Annotated in this window: 25 protein-coding genes and 1 tRNA gene; 13 read left to right on the top strand and 13 right to left on the bottom strand. The window is 61.9% G+C overall.

Annotated elements, in window-relative coordinates:
• On the top strand, positions 1-99 hold a 99-nt coding region (locus ACN0SD_RS17305), incomplete at its 5' end, for an integrase core domain-containing protein (protein WP_417809469.1).
• Positions 100-181: 82 nt separating this feature from the next.
• Here the strand turns inward: ACN0SD_RS17305 and ACN0SD_RS17300 are convergent.
• The 8 genes from ACN0SD_RS17300 to ACN0SD_RS17265 form a co-directional block, all read right to left on the bottom strand.
• A tRNA-Ala gene (locus tag ACN0SD_RS17300) sits at positions 182-257 on the bottom strand.
• A 72-nt stretch (positions 258-329) separates the two neighbouring features.
• Entirely contained in the window at positions 330-773 is a 444-nt protein-coding gene (gene trxC / locus ACN0SD_RS17295; RefSeq protein WP_417809466.1) for a thioredoxin TrxC, read from the bottom strand.
• A 91-nt stretch (positions 774-864) separates the two neighbouring features.
• Positions 865-1,986, bottom strand: a complete 1,122-nt coding sequence (locus ACN0SD_RS17290) for a primosomal protein N' (replication factor Y) - superfamily II helicase (RefSeq protein ID WP_417809468.1) — start codon at positions 1,984-1,986, stop codon at positions 865-867.
• A 13-nt stretch (positions 1,987-1,999) separates the two neighbouring features.
• Positions 2,000-3,118 carry an SPFH domain-containing protein gene (locus ACN0SD_RS17285; protein ID WP_417809465.1) on the bottom strand — a complete coding sequence of 373 codons (1,119 nt, stop codon included), beginning with the start codon at positions 3,116-3,118 and terminating at the stop codon, positions 2,000-2,002.
• A gap of 15 nt (positions 3,119-3,133) precedes the next feature.
• Positions 3,134-4,099 carry a DUF2927 domain-containing protein gene (locus ACN0SD_RS17280; protein ID WP_417809464.1) on the bottom strand — a complete coding sequence of 322 codons (966 nt, stop codon included), beginning with the start codon at positions 4,097-4,099 and terminating at the stop codon, positions 3,134-3,136.
• Entirely contained in the window at positions 4,096-5,229 is a 1,134-nt protein-coding gene (locus ACN0SD_RS17275; RefSeq protein WP_417809467.1) for a toxic anion resistance protein, read from the bottom strand. Before ACN0SD_RS17275 ends, ACN0SD_RS17280 begins: the two co-directional genes overlap by 4 nt.
• Before the next feature lie 99 nt (positions 5,230-5,328).
• Positions 5,329-6,243, bottom strand: coding sequence for a 5-bromo-4-chloroindolyl phosphate hydrolysis family protein (locus ACN0SD_RS17270; protein WP_417809463.1), 915 nt, complete (start codon positions 6,241-6,243; stop codon positions 5,329-5,331).
• 230 nt (positions 6,244-6,473) lie between these two features.
• The gene (locus ACN0SD_RS17265; protein WP_417809462.1) at positions 6,474-7,928 is read right to left on the bottom strand and encodes a pseudouridine synthase; all 1,455 of its coding nucleotides are present in this window, start codon (positions 7,926-7,928) and stop codon (positions 6,474-6,476) included.
• A 124-nt stretch (positions 7,929-8,052) separates the two neighbouring features.
• On the opposite strand from ACN0SD_RS17265, the gene ACN0SD_RS17260 reads away from it, so the two are divergent.
• The 10 genes from ACN0SD_RS17260 to ACN0SD_RS17215 all read left to right on the top strand — a co-directional run bounded on the left by ACN0SD_RS17260 (position 8,053) and on the right by ACN0SD_RS17215 (position 14,846).
• Positions 8,053-8,502, top strand: coding sequence for a nucleoside deaminase (locus tag ACN0SD_RS17260; protein WP_417809461.1), 450 nt, complete (start codon positions 8,053-8,055; stop codon positions 8,500-8,502).
• Between the two features lie 104 nt (positions 8,503-8,606).
• The gene (locus ACN0SD_RS17255; protein WP_417809460.1) at positions 8,607-8,882 is read left to right on the top strand and encodes a peptidase; all 276 of its coding nucleotides are present in this window, start codon (positions 8,607-8,609) and stop codon (positions 8,880-8,882) included.
• Positions 8,883-8,949: 67 nt separating this feature from the next.
• The gene (locus ACN0SD_RS17250) at positions 8,950-9,393 is read left to right on the top strand and encodes a PaaI family thioesterase (protein WP_417809459.1); all 444 of its coding nucleotides are present in this window, start codon (positions 8,950-8,952) and stop codon (positions 9,391-9,393) included.
• Positions 9,390-9,905 carry a PaaI family thioesterase gene (locus ACN0SD_RS17245; protein WP_417809458.1) on the top strand — a complete coding sequence of 172 codons (516 nt, stop codon included), beginning with the start codon at positions 9,390-9,392 and terminating at the stop codon, positions 9,903-9,905. The genes ACN0SD_RS17250 and ACN0SD_RS17245 overlap by 4 nt, the downstream gene beginning before the upstream one ends.
• The gene (locus ACN0SD_RS17240; RefSeq protein ID WP_417809457.1) at positions 9,898-11,202 is read left to right on the top strand and encodes an MATE family efflux transporter; all 1,305 of its coding nucleotides are present in this window, start codon (positions 9,898-9,900) and stop codon (positions 11,200-11,202) included. Before ACN0SD_RS17245 ends, ACN0SD_RS17240 begins: the two co-directional genes overlap by 8 nt.
• Positions 11,203-11,270: 68 nt before the next feature.
• Entirely contained in the window at positions 11,271-12,311 is a 1,041-nt protein-coding gene (locus tag ACN0SD_RS17235) for a TRAP transporter substrate-binding protein (RefSeq protein WP_417809456.1), read from the top strand.
• A 1-nt stretch (position 12,312) separates the two neighbouring features.
• Positions 12,313-12,807 (top strand): TRAP transporter small permease, encoded by a 495-nt coding sequence (locus ACN0SD_RS17230; RefSeq protein ID WP_417809455.1) that lies wholly within the window; start codon positions 12,313-12,315, stop codon positions 12,805-12,807.
• The gene (locus ACN0SD_RS17225; RefSeq protein WP_417809454.1) at positions 12,804-14,117 is read left to right on the top strand and encodes a TRAP transporter large permease; all 1,314 of its coding nucleotides are present in this window, start codon (positions 12,804-12,806) and stop codon (positions 14,115-14,117) included. The genes ACN0SD_RS17230 and ACN0SD_RS17225 overlap by 4 nt, the downstream gene beginning before the upstream one ends.
• A gap of 66 nt (positions 14,118-14,183) precedes the next feature.
• Positions 14,184-14,501 (top strand): antibiotic biosynthesis monooxygenase family protein, encoded by a 318-nt coding sequence (locus ACN0SD_RS17220; protein WP_417809453.1) that lies wholly within the window; start codon positions 14,184-14,186, stop codon positions 14,499-14,501.
• A gap of 72 nt (positions 14,502-14,573) precedes the next feature.
• On the top strand, positions 14,574-14,846 hold the full coding sequence (locus tag ACN0SD_RS17215; protein WP_417809452.1) for a GlsB/YeaQ/YmgE family stress response membrane protein: 273 nt from the start codon (positions 14,574-14,576) through the stop codon (positions 14,844-14,846).
• Here ACN0SD_RS17215 and ACN0SD_RS17210 read toward each other — a convergent pair.
• Entirely contained in the window at positions 14,843-15,301 is a 459-nt protein-coding gene (locus tag ACN0SD_RS17210) for a YdcF family protein (protein ID WP_417809451.1), read from the bottom strand. The two genes, ACN0SD_RS17215 and ACN0SD_RS17210, sit on opposite strands and share 4 nt — an antisense overlap.
• 77 nt (positions 15,302-15,378) lie before the next feature.
• Here ACN0SD_RS17210 and ACN0SD_RS17205 point away from each other — a divergent pair, with 77 nt between their 5' ends.
• On the top strand, positions 15,379-15,960 hold the full coding sequence (locus tag ACN0SD_RS17205) for a rhodanese-like domain-containing protein (protein WP_417809450.1): 582 nt from the start codon (positions 15,379-15,381) through the stop codon (positions 15,958-15,960).
• A gap of 23 nt (positions 15,961-15,983) precedes the next feature.
• On the opposite strand, the gene ACN0SD_RS17200 is transcribed toward ACN0SD_RS17205, so the two are convergent.
• On the bottom strand, positions 15,984-16,571 hold the full coding sequence (locus tag ACN0SD_RS17200; protein ID WP_417809449.1) for a cupin domain-containing protein: 588 nt from the start codon (positions 16,569-16,571) through the stop codon (positions 15,984-15,986).
• Between the two features lie 158 nt (positions 16,572-16,729).
• Between ACN0SD_RS17200 and ACN0SD_RS17195 the strand changes: the two genes are divergently transcribed.
• A complete protein-coding gene (locus ACN0SD_RS17195; protein WP_417809448.1) occupies positions 16,730-18,004 on the top strand; it encodes a 4-aminobutyrate--2-oxoglutarate transaminase in 1,275 nt (424 codons plus the stop codon).
• A 181-nt stretch (positions 18,005-18,185) separates the two neighbouring features.
• Here ACN0SD_RS17195 and ACN0SD_RS17190 read toward each other — a convergent pair whose 3' ends face one another.
• The 3 genes from ACN0SD_RS17190 to ACN0SD_RS17180 are packed head-to-tail and all read right to left on the bottom strand — an operon-like array spanning position 18,186 to position 20,418.
• Positions 18,186-18,350, bottom strand: a complete 165-nt coding sequence (locus ACN0SD_RS17190; protein WP_417809447.1) for a hypothetical protein — start codon at positions 18,348-18,350, stop codon at positions 18,186-18,188.
• Positions 18,347-19,477, bottom strand: a complete 1,131-nt coding sequence (locus ACN0SD_RS17185; RefSeq protein ID WP_417809446.1) for a YeeE/YedE family protein — start codon at positions 19,475-19,477, stop codon at positions 18,347-18,349. The genes ACN0SD_RS17190 and ACN0SD_RS17185 overlap by 4 nt, the downstream gene beginning before the upstream one ends.
• Complete coding sequence (locus ACN0SD_RS17180; RefSeq protein ID WP_417809445.1) at positions 19,477-20,418, bottom strand: sulfurtransferase; 942 nt, start codon at positions 20,416-20,418, stop codon at positions 19,477-19,479. The genes ACN0SD_RS17185 and ACN0SD_RS17180 overlap by 1 nt, the downstream gene beginning before the upstream one ends.
• Positions 20,419-20,538 lie beyond the last annotated feature (120 nt).

The following is a 20,538-nucleotide window of genomic DNA, read 5'->3' as shown; positions in this document are numbered from 1 at the left end:
AAACATTACAACACCAAACGACCCCATAGTGCATTGGGCTACCGCCCACCTGCGCCAGAGGCAATCATCCCGATGGACCAACGGCCAATCATGCACTAACTTTTAACATGGACCACTCAAGTGGGGCTGCTCATCGCCTAGTGCCTTGATTTTGTTATTATTATTCTAGACTTCACGGCGATGGTGGAGCTGAGGGGGATCGAACCCCTGACCTCGTCATTGCGAACGACGCGCTCTCCCATCTGAGCTACAGCCCCTCACCGTGGCCGGGTATGTCGCGCAAGGGATGGGGAATGTCAAGATCTCTGCCCATGCGCGGACCGAAAATTTTAAGCGCTCACCGTCACATGCGATTTCACGAACTCAACCAACTGCGCCGCCGGTCGCGCCCCTGCCGCGCGCCCGACTTCGCGGCCCTTGGCAAACAGGATGAAGGCCGGGATGCCCTGAATACGATAGCGCTGGGTGGCGGTCGGGTTGACCTGCGTATTGATCTTGGCGAGCCGCACATGCGGGCTGAGTTCACCTGCCGCTTGTTGAAATTGCGGTGCCATTGCGCGGCACGGTCCACACCACGGCGCCCAGAAATCCACCAGCAGGGGCAGGTCGTCTTTCTCGGCCTTGGCGAGGATCTGGAAATCCACCTCGGCCACTTTGCCGGTGATCAGCTTGGCTCCGCAGGTGCCGCATTTGGCGTTAGCACCCAGCTTGTCGCTCGGCACCCGGTTTGCCTGCCCACATTCGAGACAGGTCACGCGATAGGATTGGGTCATTTGCCCCTCCAGCTTATCAGATTTGCACATTATATCGGGACGCGCAGCGCCGGTATCAAGACGCAATCGTGTCGCAGGGCAATCCGCGCGCCTAGCGTTTCAGATAGGCGATTGCTCCGATCACGATCAGCCCGGCGAGCACCGCTAGCGTGATTTTGACGGCTGACCACGGGCGATCACCCTGCACGCGCCCGGTCTGGGCATTGACGATAAAGCGATACGACCGTCCTCGGAACTTATAGGCGGCCGTCCAGATCGGCAGCAGGATATGCTTAAAGGTCTCATTGGCGAAATTCGGGTCCATCGCGGTGATGCGTTGCTCGTCGCCGCCGATATCGCGGCGAATATCGGTCTGGATCACGCGGATCATCTCGGCTTGGGCGCTGTGATGGCCCTCATGCAGCTCAACCGTGTAGCCCTCGGCGGAGAACCCGGCGAGATAGTCGCGCCGATAGGGCTGCAATGCGCTTAAATTCCACGGGCGCAGCGCGTCGATATAGGGCGGGGGCAGCGAGCGCGCGGCATAGATTACCACGTCGTCGAAATCGCGCGCGACGTGTCCTGAGACCGCGCTCCAGCGGATGCGGCGCACCTGTTGCGTTCGTATGCCCTTGTCGGTTTGCACCTGCCGCGTCTCGTAATAGGCATCGCCGCGCTGGCCGGAATAGCGGGTGCGCGAGCTGGCATCGAACGTCCAGAAGGGCGCGTAGATGCCCGTCATGCGCCGCCCCTTGCGGGCGTATTGTGACAAGCCGTTCGGGGCAAACCACAGGCTGCCGAGCCATTTTGACAGTGCCGCGCGCGCCTGTTCCTCGGTCAGTTGAAAGGGCAGCACGCCTTGCGGTTTGATCAGCCGGCGCGTCCCGGTATCGGTGACGACGGGGGTCGCGCAGAACGGGCATTGCGTGGCGTGTTCGCCGTTTTGCAGCTCGATTGAGGCCCCGCAATTGGGGCAAGAGAGCGTGCGGTGTTCCTCCATCTCTGGTTCGGGAAGACCTTGGGCCAAGGCCTCTTGCAAGGGGATCTCGCGCAAGACTGCCTCGCCGCGCCCGGTGGCGGCGGGGATGTCTTGCACATGGCCGCAATGATCGCAGACCAGCCGTGTTTGCCCCGGCGCAAAGCGCAGGTCCGCGCCGCAGGACTCGCAGCTGTAATGGCTATCACCACGCGGATCGGTCGGGGGCGCTTTCGCACTCCTTCCAACTTTCGGCATCGAAAACATGGCTTTAGCCTGCGGGTGGGGGCGGAGGCGGCGCGATTGTGAATAGCTGCGCCAGCTCAGAAATATCCTCGGCGCGCATCCATCCATCCTGACCAGGCGTCCACATCAGGCTGTCGCGCGTCAGGCTACCATCGGCAACCATGCGCCCCAAATGCCCGCGCCCATAAGGCCCTTGCGTCTGACCGTCCACGGCCATGTGCCAGACCTTTTCCACGGGGGGCGGAGGCGGCGGCGGGGCCGCAGCGGCGGGAGCTTGCCCCCAAGGCCCGGCCCCCATCTGATGGCCCATCGCCATGCCCATGCCCGCGCCCAGTCCGGCCCCCATCGCAGCCCCCATGCCCGCGGACGCGGCAGAGCCCGGCTGGCCCATCGCCTCGGCGGCGTTGAATTGCATATATTTATTCACATCGCCCACGATCCCCATCGAGGTGCGCTTATCCAGAACCGCCTCGACCGCCTCGGGCAGCGAGATGTTCTCGATATAGAACTCTGGCAGGCTCAACCCGTAATTGGCGATGGTCGGCGCAGTAGCCGTGGCCACCAATTTGCCCATATCGGCGGTGTTGGCTGCCATATCCAGCACCGGAATGTTCGAACCCGCAATCGCGCGCGAAAACTCCTGCACGATCACGTTGCGCAGTTGATAGCTGATCTCGTCAGAGGTAAACTCGCCATCGGTGCCTACGATCTCGGTCAGGAATTTACCGGGATCGGTGACGCGCATCGAATAGGTGCCAAAGGCGCGCAGCCGCACCGGACCAAATTCAGGATCGCGCGTCATCACGGGGTTTTTCGTGCCCCATTTCAGATCGTTGATCCGGGTGGTGTTGACGAAATAGATCTCGGACTGGAAGGGCGACTTAAATCCGTGATCCCAATGTTGCAGCGTCGTCAGGATCGGCAAGTTGTTGGTTTCCAGCATGTAAAGACCGGGGCCGAACACATCGGCCAGCTGCCCCTCATGCACGAACACCGCTGCCTGCCCCTCGCGCACCGTTAGCTTGGCGCCGTATTTGATCGCATGGCCCTCGCGCTCGAACCGCCAGACCATCGTGTCGCGCGTGTCGTCGGTCCAGCCGATGACGTCGATAAACTCGCCGGAGAGGAAATCCAGAATGCCCATGTCGTGTCGGTCCTTTTAGCTACTTGCCGCCATCATTTCAGCGGCGATTTTCTCGATGATCGGGCGCGCCTCGGCCTCGGTCATGCCGGGGCGCAGGCGCGGATCATACAGTATTTTCAACAGCATCTCATCGTGATGCGTGAGCAGCGCGAATTCCTCGTCATCGTTAAAGATCGAGGGGCGCGCGCGCGGGTAATCATTGGCGAGGCCCAAGCCTTGGGCCAGTTCCTCGTGGATGCAACTGGTGCGCAGGGCGGGCGGGTGCTCGCCCCGGATTACGGCCACGGCTTGGGAATAGACCGCGCTGTTGCCTTGGGAAAAGGCAAAGACCACGCAATAGGTCGAAAGCGACAGATCGGTGATCGCATCCACGCTGGCATCGTCAATTCCCGGCACGAGGGCACGCAGACGGGGCGCGATGGCGCGGCGTTCATCCTCGTTGACAAACAGAACGTGGAAATTGCCGCCCGAATTCACCACGCTGACGGGATGGGTCGAGGCGCGCGCAAGACGGCTGGCATAGGCGCTAACCTCGGCGCGGTCCGAGGTGCGCTCGGCCATTGGGATCGAGGCGCCGAATTCCAGCTCCATGCGCACCGGTTTTTCCCAGCGCCGCAGCCGCGACACCGATTGGCGCGCCACAAACCCGCCGCCCGAGGCCGTGTATTCATCATAAAGCGCGACATGGATGAAATCATCGACCAACTGACGCGGACCAAAGGGCGCATCGCGCGGCGCGACATCGGTGCGCAACTGGCCGCGCGCCTCCATCTCGCGGGTGATCTTGGCGTAATAGGTCTGCATTTCGCGCGACAACTCGCTGCGCGGCGCGGCCTTGGGCGCGCCCAGCCCGGCGGGGGGCGGGGTCGGGCGCGGTGCGGTTTTCGGCGCGTTGGGCGAGGTGCCAAACGCCACGCAGCCTGAAATCGCGAGGCATCCCGCGATTCCGGCCAGCGCGTTCAGGCCCCGCCGCATTGTCATCCGGCAGCACCGCCGCCCTGAGCCGAAGATTTCGCCGAGGCCAGCGTGTCGCGCAGCTTGTGCTCCATCTCGACCAGCTCGTGCTCGGCATCGGCGCGCTTGCGCTTGCCCTCATCGGCGATGCGCAGACTGTCCTCGATCGTCGCGATCAGATCGGCATTGGCCGCTTTCACCGCCTCGATATCGAACACGCCGCGCTCCATTTCGGTGCGAATTTCGACATTGGCCTCGCGCAGGTTCTTGGCATTGGCGGTCAGCAATTCGTTGGTCAGATCATTGGCCTCACGCACAGCGCCCGCCGCCTCGCGCGAGCGTTGGATCGTGACCGCCTGCGCCAGTTGGGTTTCCCAAAGCGGCACGGTGTTCACCAGCGTCGAGTTAATCTTTGTAACCAGAGATTTATCATTTTCCTGCACCAATCGGATCGAGGGCAGCGACTGCATTGTCACTTGGCGCGTCAGTTTGAGGTCATGCACCCGACGCTCCAGATCGTCACGCGCGGCGCGAAGGTCGCGCAATGCCTGCGCCTGCAGCACCTTTTCGTTTTCGGGCGCATCCGCGACCGCCTGTTCCATCGCCGGAATATCGTTGGCGTCGATCTCGCGCAGCTTTTCGGTGCCTGCCGCGATATAAAGCGCCAATTCGTTGTAGAATTTCAACGTCTTATCATACAGCATATCAAGCGATTTGATATCCTTGAGCAGCTTGTGCTCATGGCTCAACAGGCTGTCGGTGACCTTGTCGATCTGGCCTTGGACCTCTTCGAAACGGGCCACAAAATTGGCGAACGGCGCCGCGCGCCCCAGCAGTTTTTCCCACCAAGACCGGTTGCGGCGCACGTCCAGTTCGGACACCGAAAAGCCGCGGATTGTGGTCACGATCTGGCGCAGGCTATCGCCCGCCGGGCCGACATCCTTATTCTTCACACCCGACAGCATCTCTTGGCTGATCGCCTGCAAATCGTTTTGCGCGCGCGAGCCGAACTGCACGATCGAGGTCGTGTCGGTCATGTCCAACTCGGCGATGCGCTTGCGGATCGCCTCGGCCTCAGCCGGAGTGGCCTGATCAAGCGGAGTAACCTTTTCGGCGGGGCCGGGATCGTCCAACAGCACGCCGGTGACCCCTTCCATTTCGGTCATCAGCTCGGCTGCCTTAATACGGGTCGTTTCGGTCATTGCTGGCCTCCTTGCGGCACTCGGGGCGCATTGCCCCCGCGTCAGTTATCAGTTTCACCCCTGCTTGGGAGCCGTGGCAAGCCCTTCGCGCGCCAGTCGGTCGCGCAGCACTTCGATTTCGACATCAAGCCCGTCGCGGCCATCTTCAAGCATCTTTTTTGTGCGGGCGTTGAAATTGGCTTCCAGATCGCTCAGCAGCGCCTCGTAATCGGTGCGCGCTTGGGCGTCGCGCGTCGTGCGCCACAGATCGGCGAATTTTACCGTCGCGTCGCGCGCGCCCTCTAGGTAAACGGTCATGTAGCGGCGCGCGGTTGCCAGATCGCCGGGGTCTTCCTGCACCACACGGAACAGGTCACGCGCGCTGGCCTCAAAGCGGGCCACGCGTTCGATCAGGGCGCGCTCGCCACTGGGTGCAATCGCGCTGCGCATCGAGCTCAGATAGGCCTCACCTTCCTTGACGACGCGTTCGACGCGCTCTTGCTGAAACGCATCAACCCCGTCCATGCCCTTGTTTTTCAACGGATCAAGCCCGAACGCCACCAGCGAGATCACCGTGCCAAGCGCGCCAATAGCGATCGATCCGATCAGCCCGACCTCGGGGGCCTGCGCCCCCACAGCCAGCCCCAGCCCGAACGCGATTGAGCCCAGAATCTTGCGCGGAAAGGCCGGTCGGCGGGCGACGGCGCGCGCCACATAGGCAAACTCGGCGCGCAGCCCTTCGCGGATCGTCCACGCAGCCCCCGCAATCAGCCCAAAGGCCGCAAGCGCGCGGATCAGTGCAAACGGCCCCTCGCCAAATGCACCCAGCAAAAACGGCACGGCTGCCAGCGTGATCCAGAAGGGGCGGTTTTCCTCGGGATGGCGCGCGACGGGGCGACGATGCGCCGGTATCGGCCCGGTTTCAGGTGTGGAATGGGGATCGGGCGTATTGGTGTCGGGCGAATATTTGCCGCCGTAACGCTGGGCCATTACACACTCCCCGTAAGTGCGACTGACAGGGTCAGCGCGATCATCAGCCAGAAAGCGATGCGTTTTTGAGCGTTGCGCGACATGGGCCACCTTGGATTACGCGCGGATTTTTCCACGTGTCGCATGATTTATAGGTATCCCGGCGGGTTTGCGCCAGAGGCGGGTGCGAAATTCGCGCAAAACCCGCCGAGGGGAATTTCATGCTAAAATTCCCCTCTTAGCAGATGTGATCAGCCGCGTGAGCCGCCGCGCGAGCTATTGCCGCCCGGACGTCCGCCCGGTTTGCCACCGTAACCACCACCGGGCTTGCCGCCCGGTTTCCCGCTGTAACCGCCACCCGGCTTGCCACCGCCGGGTTTGCCGCCATAACCGCCGGGCTTGCCCCCGCGCTGCTCGCCATCACGATGCGATTTGAACCCTTCCGAGCGTGACGGACCGCCCGGCTTGCCGCCATGCGATTTGAATCCACCCGAACGCGGTTTGTCGCCAAAAGCAGGCTTGTCACCGCGCGGTTTGCCGTAGGCCGGCTTGTCGCCACGCGGACGGTCGTCGCGATCCCCACGCGGCTTACCGTAAGTGGGCTTGTCGCCACGCGGGCGGTCGTCGCGATCCCCACGCGGTTTGCCGTAAGTAGGTTTGTCGCCACGCGGACGGTCGTCGCGATCCCCACGCGGTTTGCCATAAGTGGGCTTGTCGCCACGCGGGCGGTCGTCGCGATCCCCACGCGGTTTGCCGTAAGTAGGTTTGTCGCCACGCGGACGGTCATCACGATCCCCACGCGGCTTACCGTAAGTGGGCTTGTCGCCACGCGGACGATCATCGCGATCTCGTTTGAAGCCGGGCTTGTCACCCGTGGGGCGGGGGCCGCGCGGGCGGTCGCCACGGGGGCGGTCGCGATGCGGGCGCTCATCCGAGTCGCCGCCTGTATCCACGCCAGTCAGCAGCCGGTCACCTAGCTGGTCGCGCAGCATCCGGCGTTTCACCTCGACCACGTCACCGGGCTGCATGTCGATCAGGCGGAAGGGGCCGTAGCTCAGCCGGATCAGGCGGTTCACCACCAGACCGACCTCGGACATGGCGCGACGAATCTCGCGGTTCTTGCCCTCACGGATGCCCACGGTCAGCCACGCATTCGCGCCTTGCTGGCGATCCAGGCTGATCTCCATCGGCTGGAAATCTTCGCCCTCAATCGTGATGCCACGGCGCAGCGGGTCAAAGGTCGCCTCGGTCGGGCGGCCATTCACGCGCACACGATATTTGCGCAGCCAGCCGGTTTCGGGCAGCTCAAGACGGCGTTTCAAGCCGCCATCATTGGTCAGCAGCAACAGCCCCTCGGAATTCAAATCAAGCCGCCCGACGTTCAAAACGCGCGGCATGCCCTCGGGCATTTCGTCAAACACGGTGCGACGGCCTTGCTCGTCCTTTTCCGTCGTGACCAGACCGAGCGGCTTGTAATACAGCCACAGCCGGGTTTCTTGGGGCGCATCAATCGGCTTGCCGTCAATAGTGACCTTATCTTTGAGCGAGACATCGAGCGCCGGCGTGTCGATTTTCTTGCCGTTCACCGATACGCGGCCAGCCAAGATCATCTTTTCCGCATCGCGGCGCGAGGCCACGCCAGAGCGCGCAATCACTTTGGCGATGCGTTCGTTTTGCGACGGTTTGGGGGCGGGGGTGTCATTCATGACGAAAATCCTTCTAAGGGAGGGGGCGCCGGACTCACTCGGGTGCCAAGGCGGGTGATCTACACCTTTCCTTAGCGCTTGCAAAGCACCTTGATTGGCGCGCACGGCTGGGCGATGAAGGGCCATGACATTTCGGTCTTTCATGCAACAGGCGCTAGAGGAGGCGCGCGCGGCGGGGCTGCGCGGCGAGGTGCCTGTGGGTGCGGTCGTGGTCTCGCCCGCAGGCGTGGTCGTGGCGCGCGCGGGTAATCGCACACGCGAGTTTAACGACCCAACTGCGCATGCCGAGGTGCTGGCCCTGCGCGCAGCCTGCGCGCAGGCTGGTTCGGAACGGCTGCCGGGTCATGACCTGTATGTCACGCTGGAACCTTGCCCGATGTGCGCCTCTGCCATCAGCCAAGCCCGTATCGCGCGACTGTATTACGGCGCGAGCGATCCGAAATCGGGCGGCGTGGCACAGGGGCCGCGGGTGTTTTCCCACCCGCAATGCCACCACGTCCCCGAAGTCTATGACGGGATCGCGGGCGGGGCGGCTGAGGCGCTGCTGCGCGATTTCTTCGCCCAAAGGCGCTAGGGCGCTGGTCTGGACTTGCGGCGCAATCTCTGACACATAGCAAGCCTACGGGCATCAATTTTTATGCCCCACATCAAATCAAAATTGACCTAGAAGGAGCGAAGATGCGTTCGCTATTGCGTCTGCGCGTGGGCGGTCTGGCCGCCTATCAACACGAACTGAAATGGATCGCGCTTGCGCTTGGCATCGCCTCCACCATTGCGATTGTGCAGAACTGGTATCCGCTCAACCTGTTTCTCAGCCTGCCGTTTTGTATGATCTGGGCCTATCACGCCTGGCTGCATACCGAACGCCAGCTAAAGTATATCAACCTGTTGTTTATCGCGTTCTATGTCTACGGAATTGCGCGCTATTTCGTGATCGCACAAGGCGCGGCCTAAGCGGGCCTTGCCTATGGCGCGCCAAGCAGGAATAGTCGCGACAGCCAAACAAGCGCCGGACCCAATTATGAGCCCTCCCGACGAGACGATCCTCAAACAAGCCCGCCAGTTCATCGAGGCGATCCCGCATTCCCACGCGCTGGGCATGGTGCTGGACGAGATCGGGGAGGGATATGCGGTGCTTTCGATGCCCTATGACGAGAGGCTGATCGGCGATCCGCGCACGGGGGTTATTCACGGCGGCGCGGTTTCCGCGCTAATGGATACCTGTGCCGGTGCGGCGGTGATGAGCCATCCGCAGGCCGGGTTTTCCACCGCAACGCTGGATTTGCGTATCGATTATATGCGCCCCGCCACGCCCGGACACCGCATTACGGCCCGCGCGGAATGCTATCACGTTACGCGCTCGGTCGCCTTTGTGCGCGCCTCTGCGCAGGACGAGGAAGACGGCATCCCGGTCGCCGCTGCAACCGGTGCGTTTACCGTAAACCGGCGGGAGGGCGCAGCATGAGCAGACCCAAGCCCGAACCCGTCCAGCAGGTCAAGCAACGCCGCGACGGTGCCTTGCGGGCGCTGGTTGATGGTGTGCCTTATGCGCGCTTTCTGGGTATTCAATTTGACCGGCGTGGCGATGAATTAACTGCAATTCTGCCCTTTGATGACAAGCTGATCGGCAACCCGATGCTGCCCGCGCTGCATGGCGGGGCGACTTCGGCGTTTCTGGAGGTCACGGCGATCATCGAACTTAGTTGGGCCTTCCTGTGGGAGGATATTGAGGCGGGCCGGATCGACCTTGACCAGCTTGACCCGATGTCGCTGCCACGTTTACCGAAAACCATTGATTTCACAGTGGATTTTCTGCGCTCCGGTCTGCCGCGCGATGCCTATGCGCGCGCCCGCGTCAATCGCTCGGGGCGGCGCTATGCCAGCGTGCATGTCGAGGCATGGCAAGACAATCGCACCAAGCTGTTTGCGCAAGCGACCGGGCATTTCCTGATGCCCCCGCGCGATTCCGATGGCTGAGATTACCCACGCGCGGGTTCTCAAGATCGCGCTGCCGATTGTTTTGTCCAACGCCACGATCCCGATTCTGGGCGCGGTCGACACAGGCGTTGTCGGCCAGCTTGGCTTGCCTGCGCCCATCGGGGCGGTGGGGATTGGCGCGGTGATCTTGTCGTCGATTTACTGGATCTTCGGATTTCTGCGCATGGGCACGACGGGGCTTGTCAGCCAAGCGCATGGCACGGGTGACACGGTCGAAGTTTCGGCGGGATTGATGCGCGCGCTCATCATCGCGGCGGCGGCGGGTTTGGCGCTGGTGGGGCTGCAAATCCCGATCTTTTGGGCGGCGTTTCGTCTGGCCCCGGCCAGCGCCGAGGTCGAAAGCCTTGCGCGTGACTACCTGCATATTCGGATTTGGGGCGCGCCGCTGACGATCTCGCTTTATGCCTTTACCGGCTGGCTGATCGCGCTGGAGCGCACGCGCTCGGTGCTGGTGCTGCAAGTGACGATGAATGCGCTGAATGTCGGGCTGGATCTGTGGTTCGTGCTGGGGCTTGGCTTTGGCGTCAAAGGGGTGGCGGCGGCCACGCTGATCTCCGAGATCGGCGGCGTGGCGCTGGCGCTTTGGCTGACACACGCGGCGTTTGCGGGCGGGCTCTGGCGCGCGCGCGCGATTTTTGATCGGGTCAAGCTGGGCGTGATGGCGCGGGTCAATAGCGATATCATGATCCGCTCGGTGTTGCTGCAGGCGAGCTTTACCACGTTCCTGTTTCTAGGCGCGGGGCAGGGCGATGTGACGCTTGCGGCCAATCAGGTGCTGCTGCAATTCCTGCAAATCACCGCCTTTGCGCTGGACGGGTTTGCGTTTTCTGCCGAAAGTCTGGTGGGGCAGGCGGTGGGGGCGCATTCGGTGCGCCATGTGCGGCGCGCATCGATTGTGACATCGCAATGGGGTGTTGGCCTGGCGCTACTTTTGGGGGCGGTATTCCTGCTGGCAGGCCCGGCCATCATTGATGTGATGACCACGGCCCCCGAGGTGCGCCTTGCTGCGCGCTCCTATCTGCCCTGGATCGTCGCCGCGCCGCTGATCGGCATCGCAAGCTGGATGTTTGACGGCATTTTCATCGGCGCGACGCTGACGCGCGAGATGCGCAACGCGATGTTCGTTTCGGTTGCGATTTATGTTGCGGCGCTGATGATTCTGATCCCGACCTTTGGCAATCACGGGCTGTGGGGCGCGCTGATGGTGCTCAACGCGACACGCGGGCTCGCGATGGCGCGGCTGTATCCGCGCGCCGAGGCAAAGGCGGCGCGCTAACCCCCTAATCGCTGGACGCATCTGCGCGCGCAGGTTAAATCGGAAACCGACGCGAGAGGGAGACCCGCATGAGCCGCAATTTCACCCGCCGGGGGAGCATGGCCTTGGCCGCCGGGGCCACCGCATTGGCCGCCACCCCCGCGATGGCCGCGCCCGAGGTCACGCTGCGCCTGCACCAGTTTCTGCCCGAAACAAGCTTTGTGCCCGCCCATATCCTGAATCCGTGGATTGCCGCGGTCGAAGACGCTTCAAACGGGCGCATCAAGATTGAACATTATCCCTCGATGCAGCTTGGTGGCAAACCCACCGATCTGGTCGATCAACTCACCGATGGCGTGGTCGATATCATCTGGACGCTGCCGGGTTACACGCCGGGGCGCTTCCCGCGCACCGAGGTGATGGAGCTGCCGTTTATGGTGGCGGATGCCGGCCCGGCCTCGGCAGCGCTGTGGGATCTGGCGCAATCGGATCTGATCGAGACGGATTTCACCGATCTGCATCTGCTGGGCACTTGGGTGCATGGGCCGGGGGTGATTCACGCCAATAAGCCCGTGCGCGAAATCGCGGATTTCAAAGGCCTGAAACTGCGTGGCCCCTCGCGCGTGACGACCAAGCTGCTGGAGCATTTCGGGGCAACCGCCGTCGGCATGCCCGTGCCCGCCGTTCCCGAGGCGCTGTCACGAGGCACGATTGACGGGGCGCTGCTGCCTTGGGAGGTCTCGGCCTCGCTTAAAATCGGTGAGTTGGTGCACAATCACACCGAATTTGCGGGGCCGTCGATTTACACTGCCAGTTTCATTCTGGCGATGAACAAGGATCGTTTTGAAAGCCTGCCGCCCGATCTGCGCCAAGTGATCGAGTCTGTCTCTGGCGCTGCGTTCTCGCGCGCGGCGGGCACGGCACAACAGGCCGAGGATATCCCCTCGCGCCAAAAGGCGGTTGATCTGGGCAATGAGATCATCACGATCCCCGCCGACGAGACCCCCGTTTGGGAGGCCGCCTCGCAGCCCGTGATCGACGAATGGGTCGCCGAGATGGACGGGCGCGAGATTGACGGCGCGGCGTTGCTGGACAAGGCGCGCGCGCTGATCGCGGCGCAGTCGATCTAGCATGCGCGTCGGGGTTGAGCGCGCGGTGCAGGGGCTGGCACTGGCGGGCGGTTTGATCTTGCTGGCGCTGGTTGGCATGACGGTTTTGTCGAGCCTTGGCGCGCTGGGTCTGAAGGGCGCGCAGGCGGGATGGCTGCCGCAATCCCTCGCGATTGGCCCTTATAAGGCGGGCTATGAGATCGTCGAACTCGCGCTTCCCGGTATCATTTTTGCGATGATCCCGCTGGTGCAACTGCGCCATGCCCATGCGCGGGTTGAGTTGTTGCGCGGACGTGGCGCGCCCACGCTTGACGTGGTTTGGCAGATCGTGGCGGCGGCGATGTTTGCGCTGATCGCTTGGCGAATTGGCTTGGGAATGGCGGGCAAGATGCGCTCTGGCACCGAGACATTCCTGCTCGCACTGCCGGTGTGGTGGGGCTATTCCGCCTGCCTGCCGGGCGCGTGGGGGGCGGCGATTGTGGCCGCTTACAACGCTGTCAGGCTGGCGCGCGCATGAGTGATTTTGCGCTCGCGCTGGGCTCGTTTCCGCTGCTGCTGCTGCTGATTTTCCTGCGCGCGCCGATTGGTTTGGCGATGCTGGTGATCGGCGCGGGCGGGCTTTGGGCGCTGACGGGCAGTCCGCAGCTTTGGCTTGCCAAGATGAAGAACGAAGGGTTTTCGACCTTCTCGCATTACGAATTGTCGGTGATCCCGATGTTCCTGCTGATGGGGCAATTCGCGACCCAAGGAGGCATGAGTCGGGCGCTGTTTCGCGCTGCCGATGCGCTGATCGGGCATCGTCGGGGCGGGTTGGCTATGGCGGCGATCGGGGCCTGCGCAGGGTTTGGCGCGATCTGTGGCAGTTCGCTGGCGACGGCGGCCACGATGGGGCGTGTTGCGATCCCCGAGATGCGCGCGGCGGGCTATTCCGGTGCGCTTTCCACGGCGGCACTGGCGGCGGGGGGCACCTTGGGCATCCTCATTCCGCCCTCCATCGTGCTGGTGATTTTCGCCATCCTGACCGAGCAGAACATCGCCACGCTGTTTGCCGCCGCTGTGCTACCGGGGCTGTTGGCGGTGCTGGGCTACGGGCTTGCGGTGCAGGCCTATGTGATGCGCCACCCGCAAGCGGCGGGCGAGACGCGCGCGCCGATGCCTTGGGCGCAACGCCGGGCTGCACTGCTTGCGATCTGGCCGGTGGTCGGGATTTTCGCGCTTGTCGTGGGGGGCATTTACGGCGGGGTTTTCTCGCCCACTGAGGGTGCGGCGATTGGTGCGGCGCTGACGGGGATTGCGGCTTGGATAGGGGGCGGGCTGCGCGCCGGTGGCTTTGTGCGCGCGCTTCTGGCGAGCGCCGAAACCACAGGCATGGTGTTTTTCATCATCCTTGGCGCGGCGGTTTATAACGGGTTTTTGGGCTTTGCGCGACTGCCGCAGGAACTGGCGCAAATGGTGGCAGGGCAGGGGCTTAGCCCGTGGTTGGTGCTGATATCGATGCTGGCGCTTTACCTGATTTTGGGCTGTTTCATGGACAGCCTGTCGATGATCTTGCTGACGCTGCCTACATTTTGGCCAATCATTGCGGGGCTTGATTTCGGGATGGATGCACAGGCGCTTGCGATCTGGTTCGGGGTGTTGGTGTTGATCACCGTTGAGGTCGGGCTGATCACGCCGCCTGTCGGGCTCAATCTGTTCGTCATCGGCGCGATTGAGGGGCGCACGCCCGCGCCGCAAACATGGCGCGCCGTGATCTGGTTCGTGGGGGCCGATTTGACTCGGATCGCGTTGATTTTGGCTGTTCCTGCGATTGCCTTGCTGCCACTATAGCGGGCAATAAAAGGGGCGATGATTTTTACGCCAATCTGTGCAATTCTACCCCAAGGAGGATCGTTCATGATCGAAATGACCAGTGATTTCAGCGGCCAAACCGTGATTTGCACCTTCGAGATGACGCCGGCGACGGCCTCTGAATTAATGGAGAAACTGCAATCGGCCTATAGCGAGGTGATTTCAAAATCGCCCGGTTTCATCGGCGCGGGGTTGCATATGAACGACGCGCAAACCCGGATTGCGACCTATTCGAAATGGCGCGAGCGGGGCGATTATCAGGCGATGCTGCGCAGCCCTGAAATGATAGATCGCAACCGCTATATCTACACGCTGTGCCGCAGTTTTGAGCCGGTGATGTATGAGATCGCGGCGGATTACTAAGCCCGGTTAAGTCGAGGGAACCGACGCCATGGCCCTTGCGTTAATATGTCAAAAGACAACTCGGAGAGAGACATGGAAGACGTTCTTCAAGCCATCGGTGTGATCGGCTTTATCCTCTTGGTGCTCGCAGGGCTTCTAGCGGGTTGGATTGCCAGCCTTGTCGCGGGCGGGCGCCATCTTGGGGCTTATCTGGCAATCGGCGTTCTGGGCGCGCTGATCACGCCGTTCATCATTGCGATTTTGGGCGGTGCGGTGCTTGCCGCAGGGGGCTTGCTGGCGATTATCGCGATGGCCTTGGTTGGCGCTGCCGTCGTTCTGGTGATCGGTAAGCTGATCCTCGATTAACGGCTAAACCCCCGCCACCACAGAAATTTCAACCATGCCCCACCCTCGCGCAGCCATGTGCGGGGGCGGGGTTTATGTTTGGGGCAAGACGCGCGCGCCACCACTCCCAAGGCACGGGCCGTCGCGCGCGCCCGCGGCGCATGAGACCCGTCCGTAATCAGCACTATCGGGCCCTTCGCGCCGCTCACGTCCAGTCCAAACAGGATATTCTCGCGCGTTGAGGTCGAACGATCCTCTAGCACAAGCGCGGCTTCCGACACGCCCCGCGCGCGCAATATCCGCGCCATCACCTCGGCCTCGGAAGGACCATGCTTGCCAACCCCGCCGCAGCACACCAGCCGCGAAACATCGCCCGCGTGAAACAGCGCTGCCCCGTGCAGAACGCGCCGCTTCAGCGCGGGCGAGGGCTGTTCGTCTGGCCAAACGGCGGCCCCGAGAATGAAAGCGTCGGTCATTGTTGATGGCTAACGCCGTGTGTGCCGGGCGACAAGATACAACGATCATGCTATGATCACGCAAAAGGGAGGAAACGATGCGTGCTATTTTATGTGCGGCGCTGCTATGCGCTACGCCCGCTTTTGCGGATCCGGTGAATATTCGCCCCGATACGATGTCTATCAGTGTTGAGACCGATTCTGGCCCGGTCGAGATTTCGCGCATCCAAGACAATGCCAATGAGATCACCGGTGAATGGGCGCGCACCTCGCGGCCCTGCCCGGATTTCTGCATTCAGCCGATGGTTCCCGCCCCGGGCGTGACCCCGATTGGCGAGCTGGAAATTATGCAGTTTCTTAACGATCCCAATGTGGTGGTCATCGATGGCCGGGTACGCCCCGATTTTGAGGGCGGCGCAATTCCCGGTGCAATTAACGTGCCCTATACCGAGGCCGCTGATCGTCTGGGCGAATTGGGCTGCGAGCCCGATTTCGAAGGGTTCATCTGTGATGGCGAGAACGTTAAATCCGTCGCGCTTTACTGCAACGGCGCATGGTGTGGCCAATCGCCGAGTGCCGCGCGCCGTATGATCGAGGCCGGATTTCCCGCTGAAAAGATCTATTATTATCGTGGCGGAATGCAGGCTTGGCGATTGCTGGGGCTCACGGTGACGAAATAGGGCGCAGCGCACGCCACCCACGATCAGAATGTCGGCGGGGTGGCGGCGCTGACCACGATGCAAGGCGTCTGCGCCACATTGCGAAAGCGGTGTGGCAGGCGCGAATTGAACAGATAGGCATCGCCTGCGCGCAACAATTCGGTCTTGTCGCCAACGCTCAGCAGTAACTCGCCTTCGATCACGAAGCCGCCCTCTTCGCCCTCGTGGCTATAGGCGTCCGCCCCGGTATCGGCACCCGGCTCATAGGTTTCATAAAGCAGCAAAAGGGTCGTCTGCCCCGATTTTCCCGCCCGCTTAAGAGAGAGCGCGCGCAGCGCGTCAGCGCCCGCCGAGCGATAAATGCGACCGGGGTTAATTTCGGTCAGTTCGTCATGGCGAAAGACAAATCGGCCGGGTTCAGCGGGGGTGTCGCTGTCGAAAAACTCTGCCAGCGTAAGGTCGAGGATCTCGAGGATCTTGCGCAAAGAGGTGATCGAGGGCGAGGTCTTGTTACGCTCAATCAATGAGACAAGCCCGTTGGTCACGCCGGCCCGCTGCGCCAGTTCGCGCTGCGAAAGGCCAGCCTCTTCGCGGATCGCTTTCAGGCGCGCGCCTACGTCGAAATCGTTCACGAAACCCCTCTTTCTGCGCCTGTTTTACGGGCTGGCAACTGGTCTGGCAATCACAGTATCTCAAAGCCGTGTGTTTAACAAATTTAACATTGCGCGGCTATTCGTTAAACGCTAGCCTCCCTAAAAATACCCGATTCCGTCAAACCACGAGGTTCAAAATGTCCAGCAATATCGAACTTGAGGCCCGCCGCTCCGCTGCTCTTGCCCGTGGTGTGGGCGTGCAGACCAAGAACTTTGCGGTCAGCGCTGAAAACGCGACTGTGACCGATGCCGATGGCAACAAGCTGATTGATTTCGCCGCCGGGATCGCGGTCGTGAATACCGGGCACCGCCACCCCAAGGTCATGGAAGCAGTCAAAGCGCAGCTTGATGCCTTCACCCACACCTGCCATCAGGTTTTGCCCTACGAGCCCTATGTGCGTCTGGCCGAGCGGCTGAATGACAAGGTGCCGGGCGATTTTGACAAAAAATCGATCTTTGTCACCACCGGCGCAGAATCGGTTGAGAACGCTGTTAAAATTGCGCGCGCTTACACGGGCCGCAATGCGGTCATCGCCTTTGGTGGGGCCTTTCACGGGCGCACGTTCATGACGATGACGCTGACGGGCAAGGTCGCGCCCTACAAGGCTGGTTTTGGGTCGATGATGCCCGATGTGTTCCACGTTCCGTTCCCGAACGCGCTGCATGGTGTGAGTACCGATGACAGCTTTGCCGCGATGGAAAGCCTGTTCAAAACCGACCTCGACCCCGCGCGTCTGGCGGCGGTGATCTTTGAACCGGTTCAGGGTGAAGGCGGTTTCGTTCCCGCACCGCGCGACTTCGTTCTGCGCATTCGTGAGTTCTGCGATCAACATGGCATCGTGATGATTGCTGATGAGGTGCAGTCAGGTTTTGCGCGCACCGGCACTTTGTTTGCGATGGAAGCCTACGGTGTAGCCGCCGACATCACCACGATGGCCAAGGGGCTGGGCGGCGGTCTGCCGATTGCAGCCGTCACCGGGCGCGCCGATATCATGGATGCGGCCAATCCCGGTGGGCTTGGGGGCACTTATGGCGGCAACCCGCTGGGCGTCGCGGCGGGCAATGCGGTGCTGGATGTGATCGAGGAAGAAGACCTTTGCAGCCGCGCCAACGAGCTTGGCTCACGCCTTAAACAACGTCTTGAACAGATCCGCGACAAAATGCCCGAAATTGCTGAAATTCGCGGCCCCGGTTTCATGGTGGCGATCGAGTTGATGCAAGACGGCAAACCCGCGCCTGATCTGGTCAAGGCCGTTCAGGCAGAGGCGCTGTCGCGAGGGCTGCTGCTGCTAAGCTGCGGCGTTTATGGCAACGTGATCCGCTTCCTCGCACCGATCACCATTCCCGACGCGCAGATGAGCCAAGCGCTTGATATTCTCGAAGAGGCGATGCTGGCGGCAAAAGGGGCGTAAGATCATGAAGCTGAATGACCCCTCGATCCTGGAAACCCGCGCCTAATTGAACGGGAAATCGATCTGGGGCGCAGATTAGCCGATCCTGATTCAGAATGGTCGCGGCCAACCGGTTGCAGGTGTCGTGGCGACCGGGTTGATCTTGCTCTGAGCGTGCGAAAGACGCGCTCAGAGCGGTGTTTTATTTTGGCAGCGCGCCACAAAACCCGCCCGCTGCGACTTGCCCCGACCCGAATGCGAAAAGCGGTGGTGCTTGGTAGGGGTTCAAGGGCGTGGAAAGTTGATCGAACGCGACCAGCAGGACCAGCCCAGTTAGGGCGAGAGAGGCGGTGAAACGACGTGTCATGTGCGCGCCTCCAGCCCTAGGATCGGACGCAGGCGGATACCCACAAAGGCGCCTGCGAAAGCGGCGATGAACCAGACCCAGCCATGCAAACTGCCCGTTGAAATTCCAGAAAAGAACGCGCCGACATTGCACCCAAAGGCCAAGCGTGAGGAATAGCCCAGCAATAGCCCTGCGATGATCGTGGCGACCCACGCCCGCGCCGGGTAGCGCGGCAAGGACTGCGACAGGCCGCCGCGACGCCAGCTTGCCACGCCAAAAGCGCCTGCAATCAACCCGATATTGGTGAGCGAGGTGTAATCGGTCAGCAGGCTTTGCTGAACGCGCGTGACCGAGCCGGGCGCGGCCCAGAATGCAGAGCCCGACAGATCTGCGCCCATCGCGCTCGCCCCTTTGGCAACCCACAGGCCAAGCCCGTAGACCACACCCCATGGCTGCCCCGCGACGACAAGGTTTGCAATCGCCAACCCCGCCAATACAACTGCCGCAACCAAATAGCGCGCAGGCAGGCGGCGGCTGCCGGGTTTGCCCAGCGTAAAGAACAGAGCCGCCGTCAGCGCCAATGCGACCAATGTAATCGTCAGCCCCGTGGTGCCCCTCAGCGTCAAGATCGGCAGCGCGCCCAAGTTGGTCCACCAGATCAACCCGTAAGCCCCGGCAAAGCTGCCAATCGCAAAGAACGGCAGCGCCAGCAGCCCGATCGGATTGCCCGAACCCGCATTGACCAGCGTGCCCGATCCGCAGCCCAGCACCACCTGCATCGCCGCGCCAAAGACAAAGGCCCCCCCAACCATCGCAAATCCAATCGGGGCTTGCGCGCCCGTTAACTCACCGGGATGCGTGGCCAGCAAAGGAATTGCGACGATGGACACCAGTGCAATCGCCAAAAGCTGAGCCAAAACACCCGCCGGTTCGCGCCGCAAGATCATCGCGCGCCATGGACCGGCAAAGCCGAACCGCAGCCCCTCCAGCGTGATCCCAAAGCCCAAGCCAATCGCCAGCAGTAGCGCGTAGCGTGCGCCACCAAACAGCGCCAATGTCGCGATCGCAATCAGTGCCGCAAGGATCAGCGCGCTGCGCCCGGGGGCGACGCGCGCACTCCCTGCCAGTATGATAGGAGAGGTCGTCATTAGATCCCGCCTCGCAGTTGATTGAGGAAGTTGGCAATCAGGCCGGGGGTGTTAGCCATTTCGCCTTTGGTGGCGGAATACTCAACCATCGAGCCGGGATAAAGTTTGACGTTGTCGATACCCGCCAGCTCGGAGAGCGCAAACCAATCGGTCGCCGCCCAATGGCCGGTATTGCAAAAGGACACGACCTCATCGCCATCCTGAATGCCAAGCTTCGCCTTGAGGGCGGTGACATCGGGGTTGGGTGCAATGGCGGTGGCGCCGGGGCTGAAAAATTGCGAATAGGGCAGGCTTTGTGCGCCGGGCAAAGTGCCCGGACGCGCGGCTGCATCGTGTATCTTCTTGCCCTCAAAGAAGGGGGTGGGGCGGGCATCGACCAGAATCGCTTTGGCTTGCCCTTCGACAATCTGGTTCACCGCCGGGGTATCCGCGGTCCAGGCGTTATCCCATTGGATCGACAGCTGCGTGGGGGCGGGCGTGACGGGGGTGGTCGAAAACGCCAGACCCGCATTCGCCCAGTTGCTCGCACCGCCATTCAGGATCGAAAGGTCCTTGAAGCCGGAGCTTTTCAGCGTCCAATAGACCCGCGCGGCCGCGCCAAAATCACTGTCCGTATCGCCTTGGGACACCACCACGACCGGGCGATCAAGCGTCAGACCCAAGCGCTCATAGGTTGCCTCTAGCGTGTCGAGCGCAGGCACCTGACCTGGATCGTTGCTGGGGCCGCGAAACAGCCCGTAAGGCGCCGAAACCGCCCCCGCAATATGGCCCGCGTCGTAGCCTTCGGGGCGAATATCAAGGAGGATCGGCGCATCGGTCTTTAGGCCCGCCTCCAGTTGCGCCGGCGTGACCAGCGGTCCGAACGTTGATGCGATGGCAGCCGTCGCGCCGAGGGCAGATGCGGCTAAGCCGAGCATGGACGAATATGCGAAACGTTTCATGTTGCGCTCCTTTAGGTGCGTGGATTTTGTTCCAAGTTGATTAAAACAGAAGACGATTCAAGAAACGATTTTTACGCTTAATATGCATACATTGACTAATGTTCATATTCCGTCATTTGG

Source organism: Thioclava sp. (genome assembly GCF_048263065.1).
Lineage (GTDB): Bacteria > Pseudomonadota > Alphaproteobacteria > Rhodobacterales > Rhodobacteraceae > Thioclava.
The sequence above is the reverse complement of the archived record's forward strand: the minus strand, read 5'-3'. Positions and strand labels throughout refer to the sequence as shown.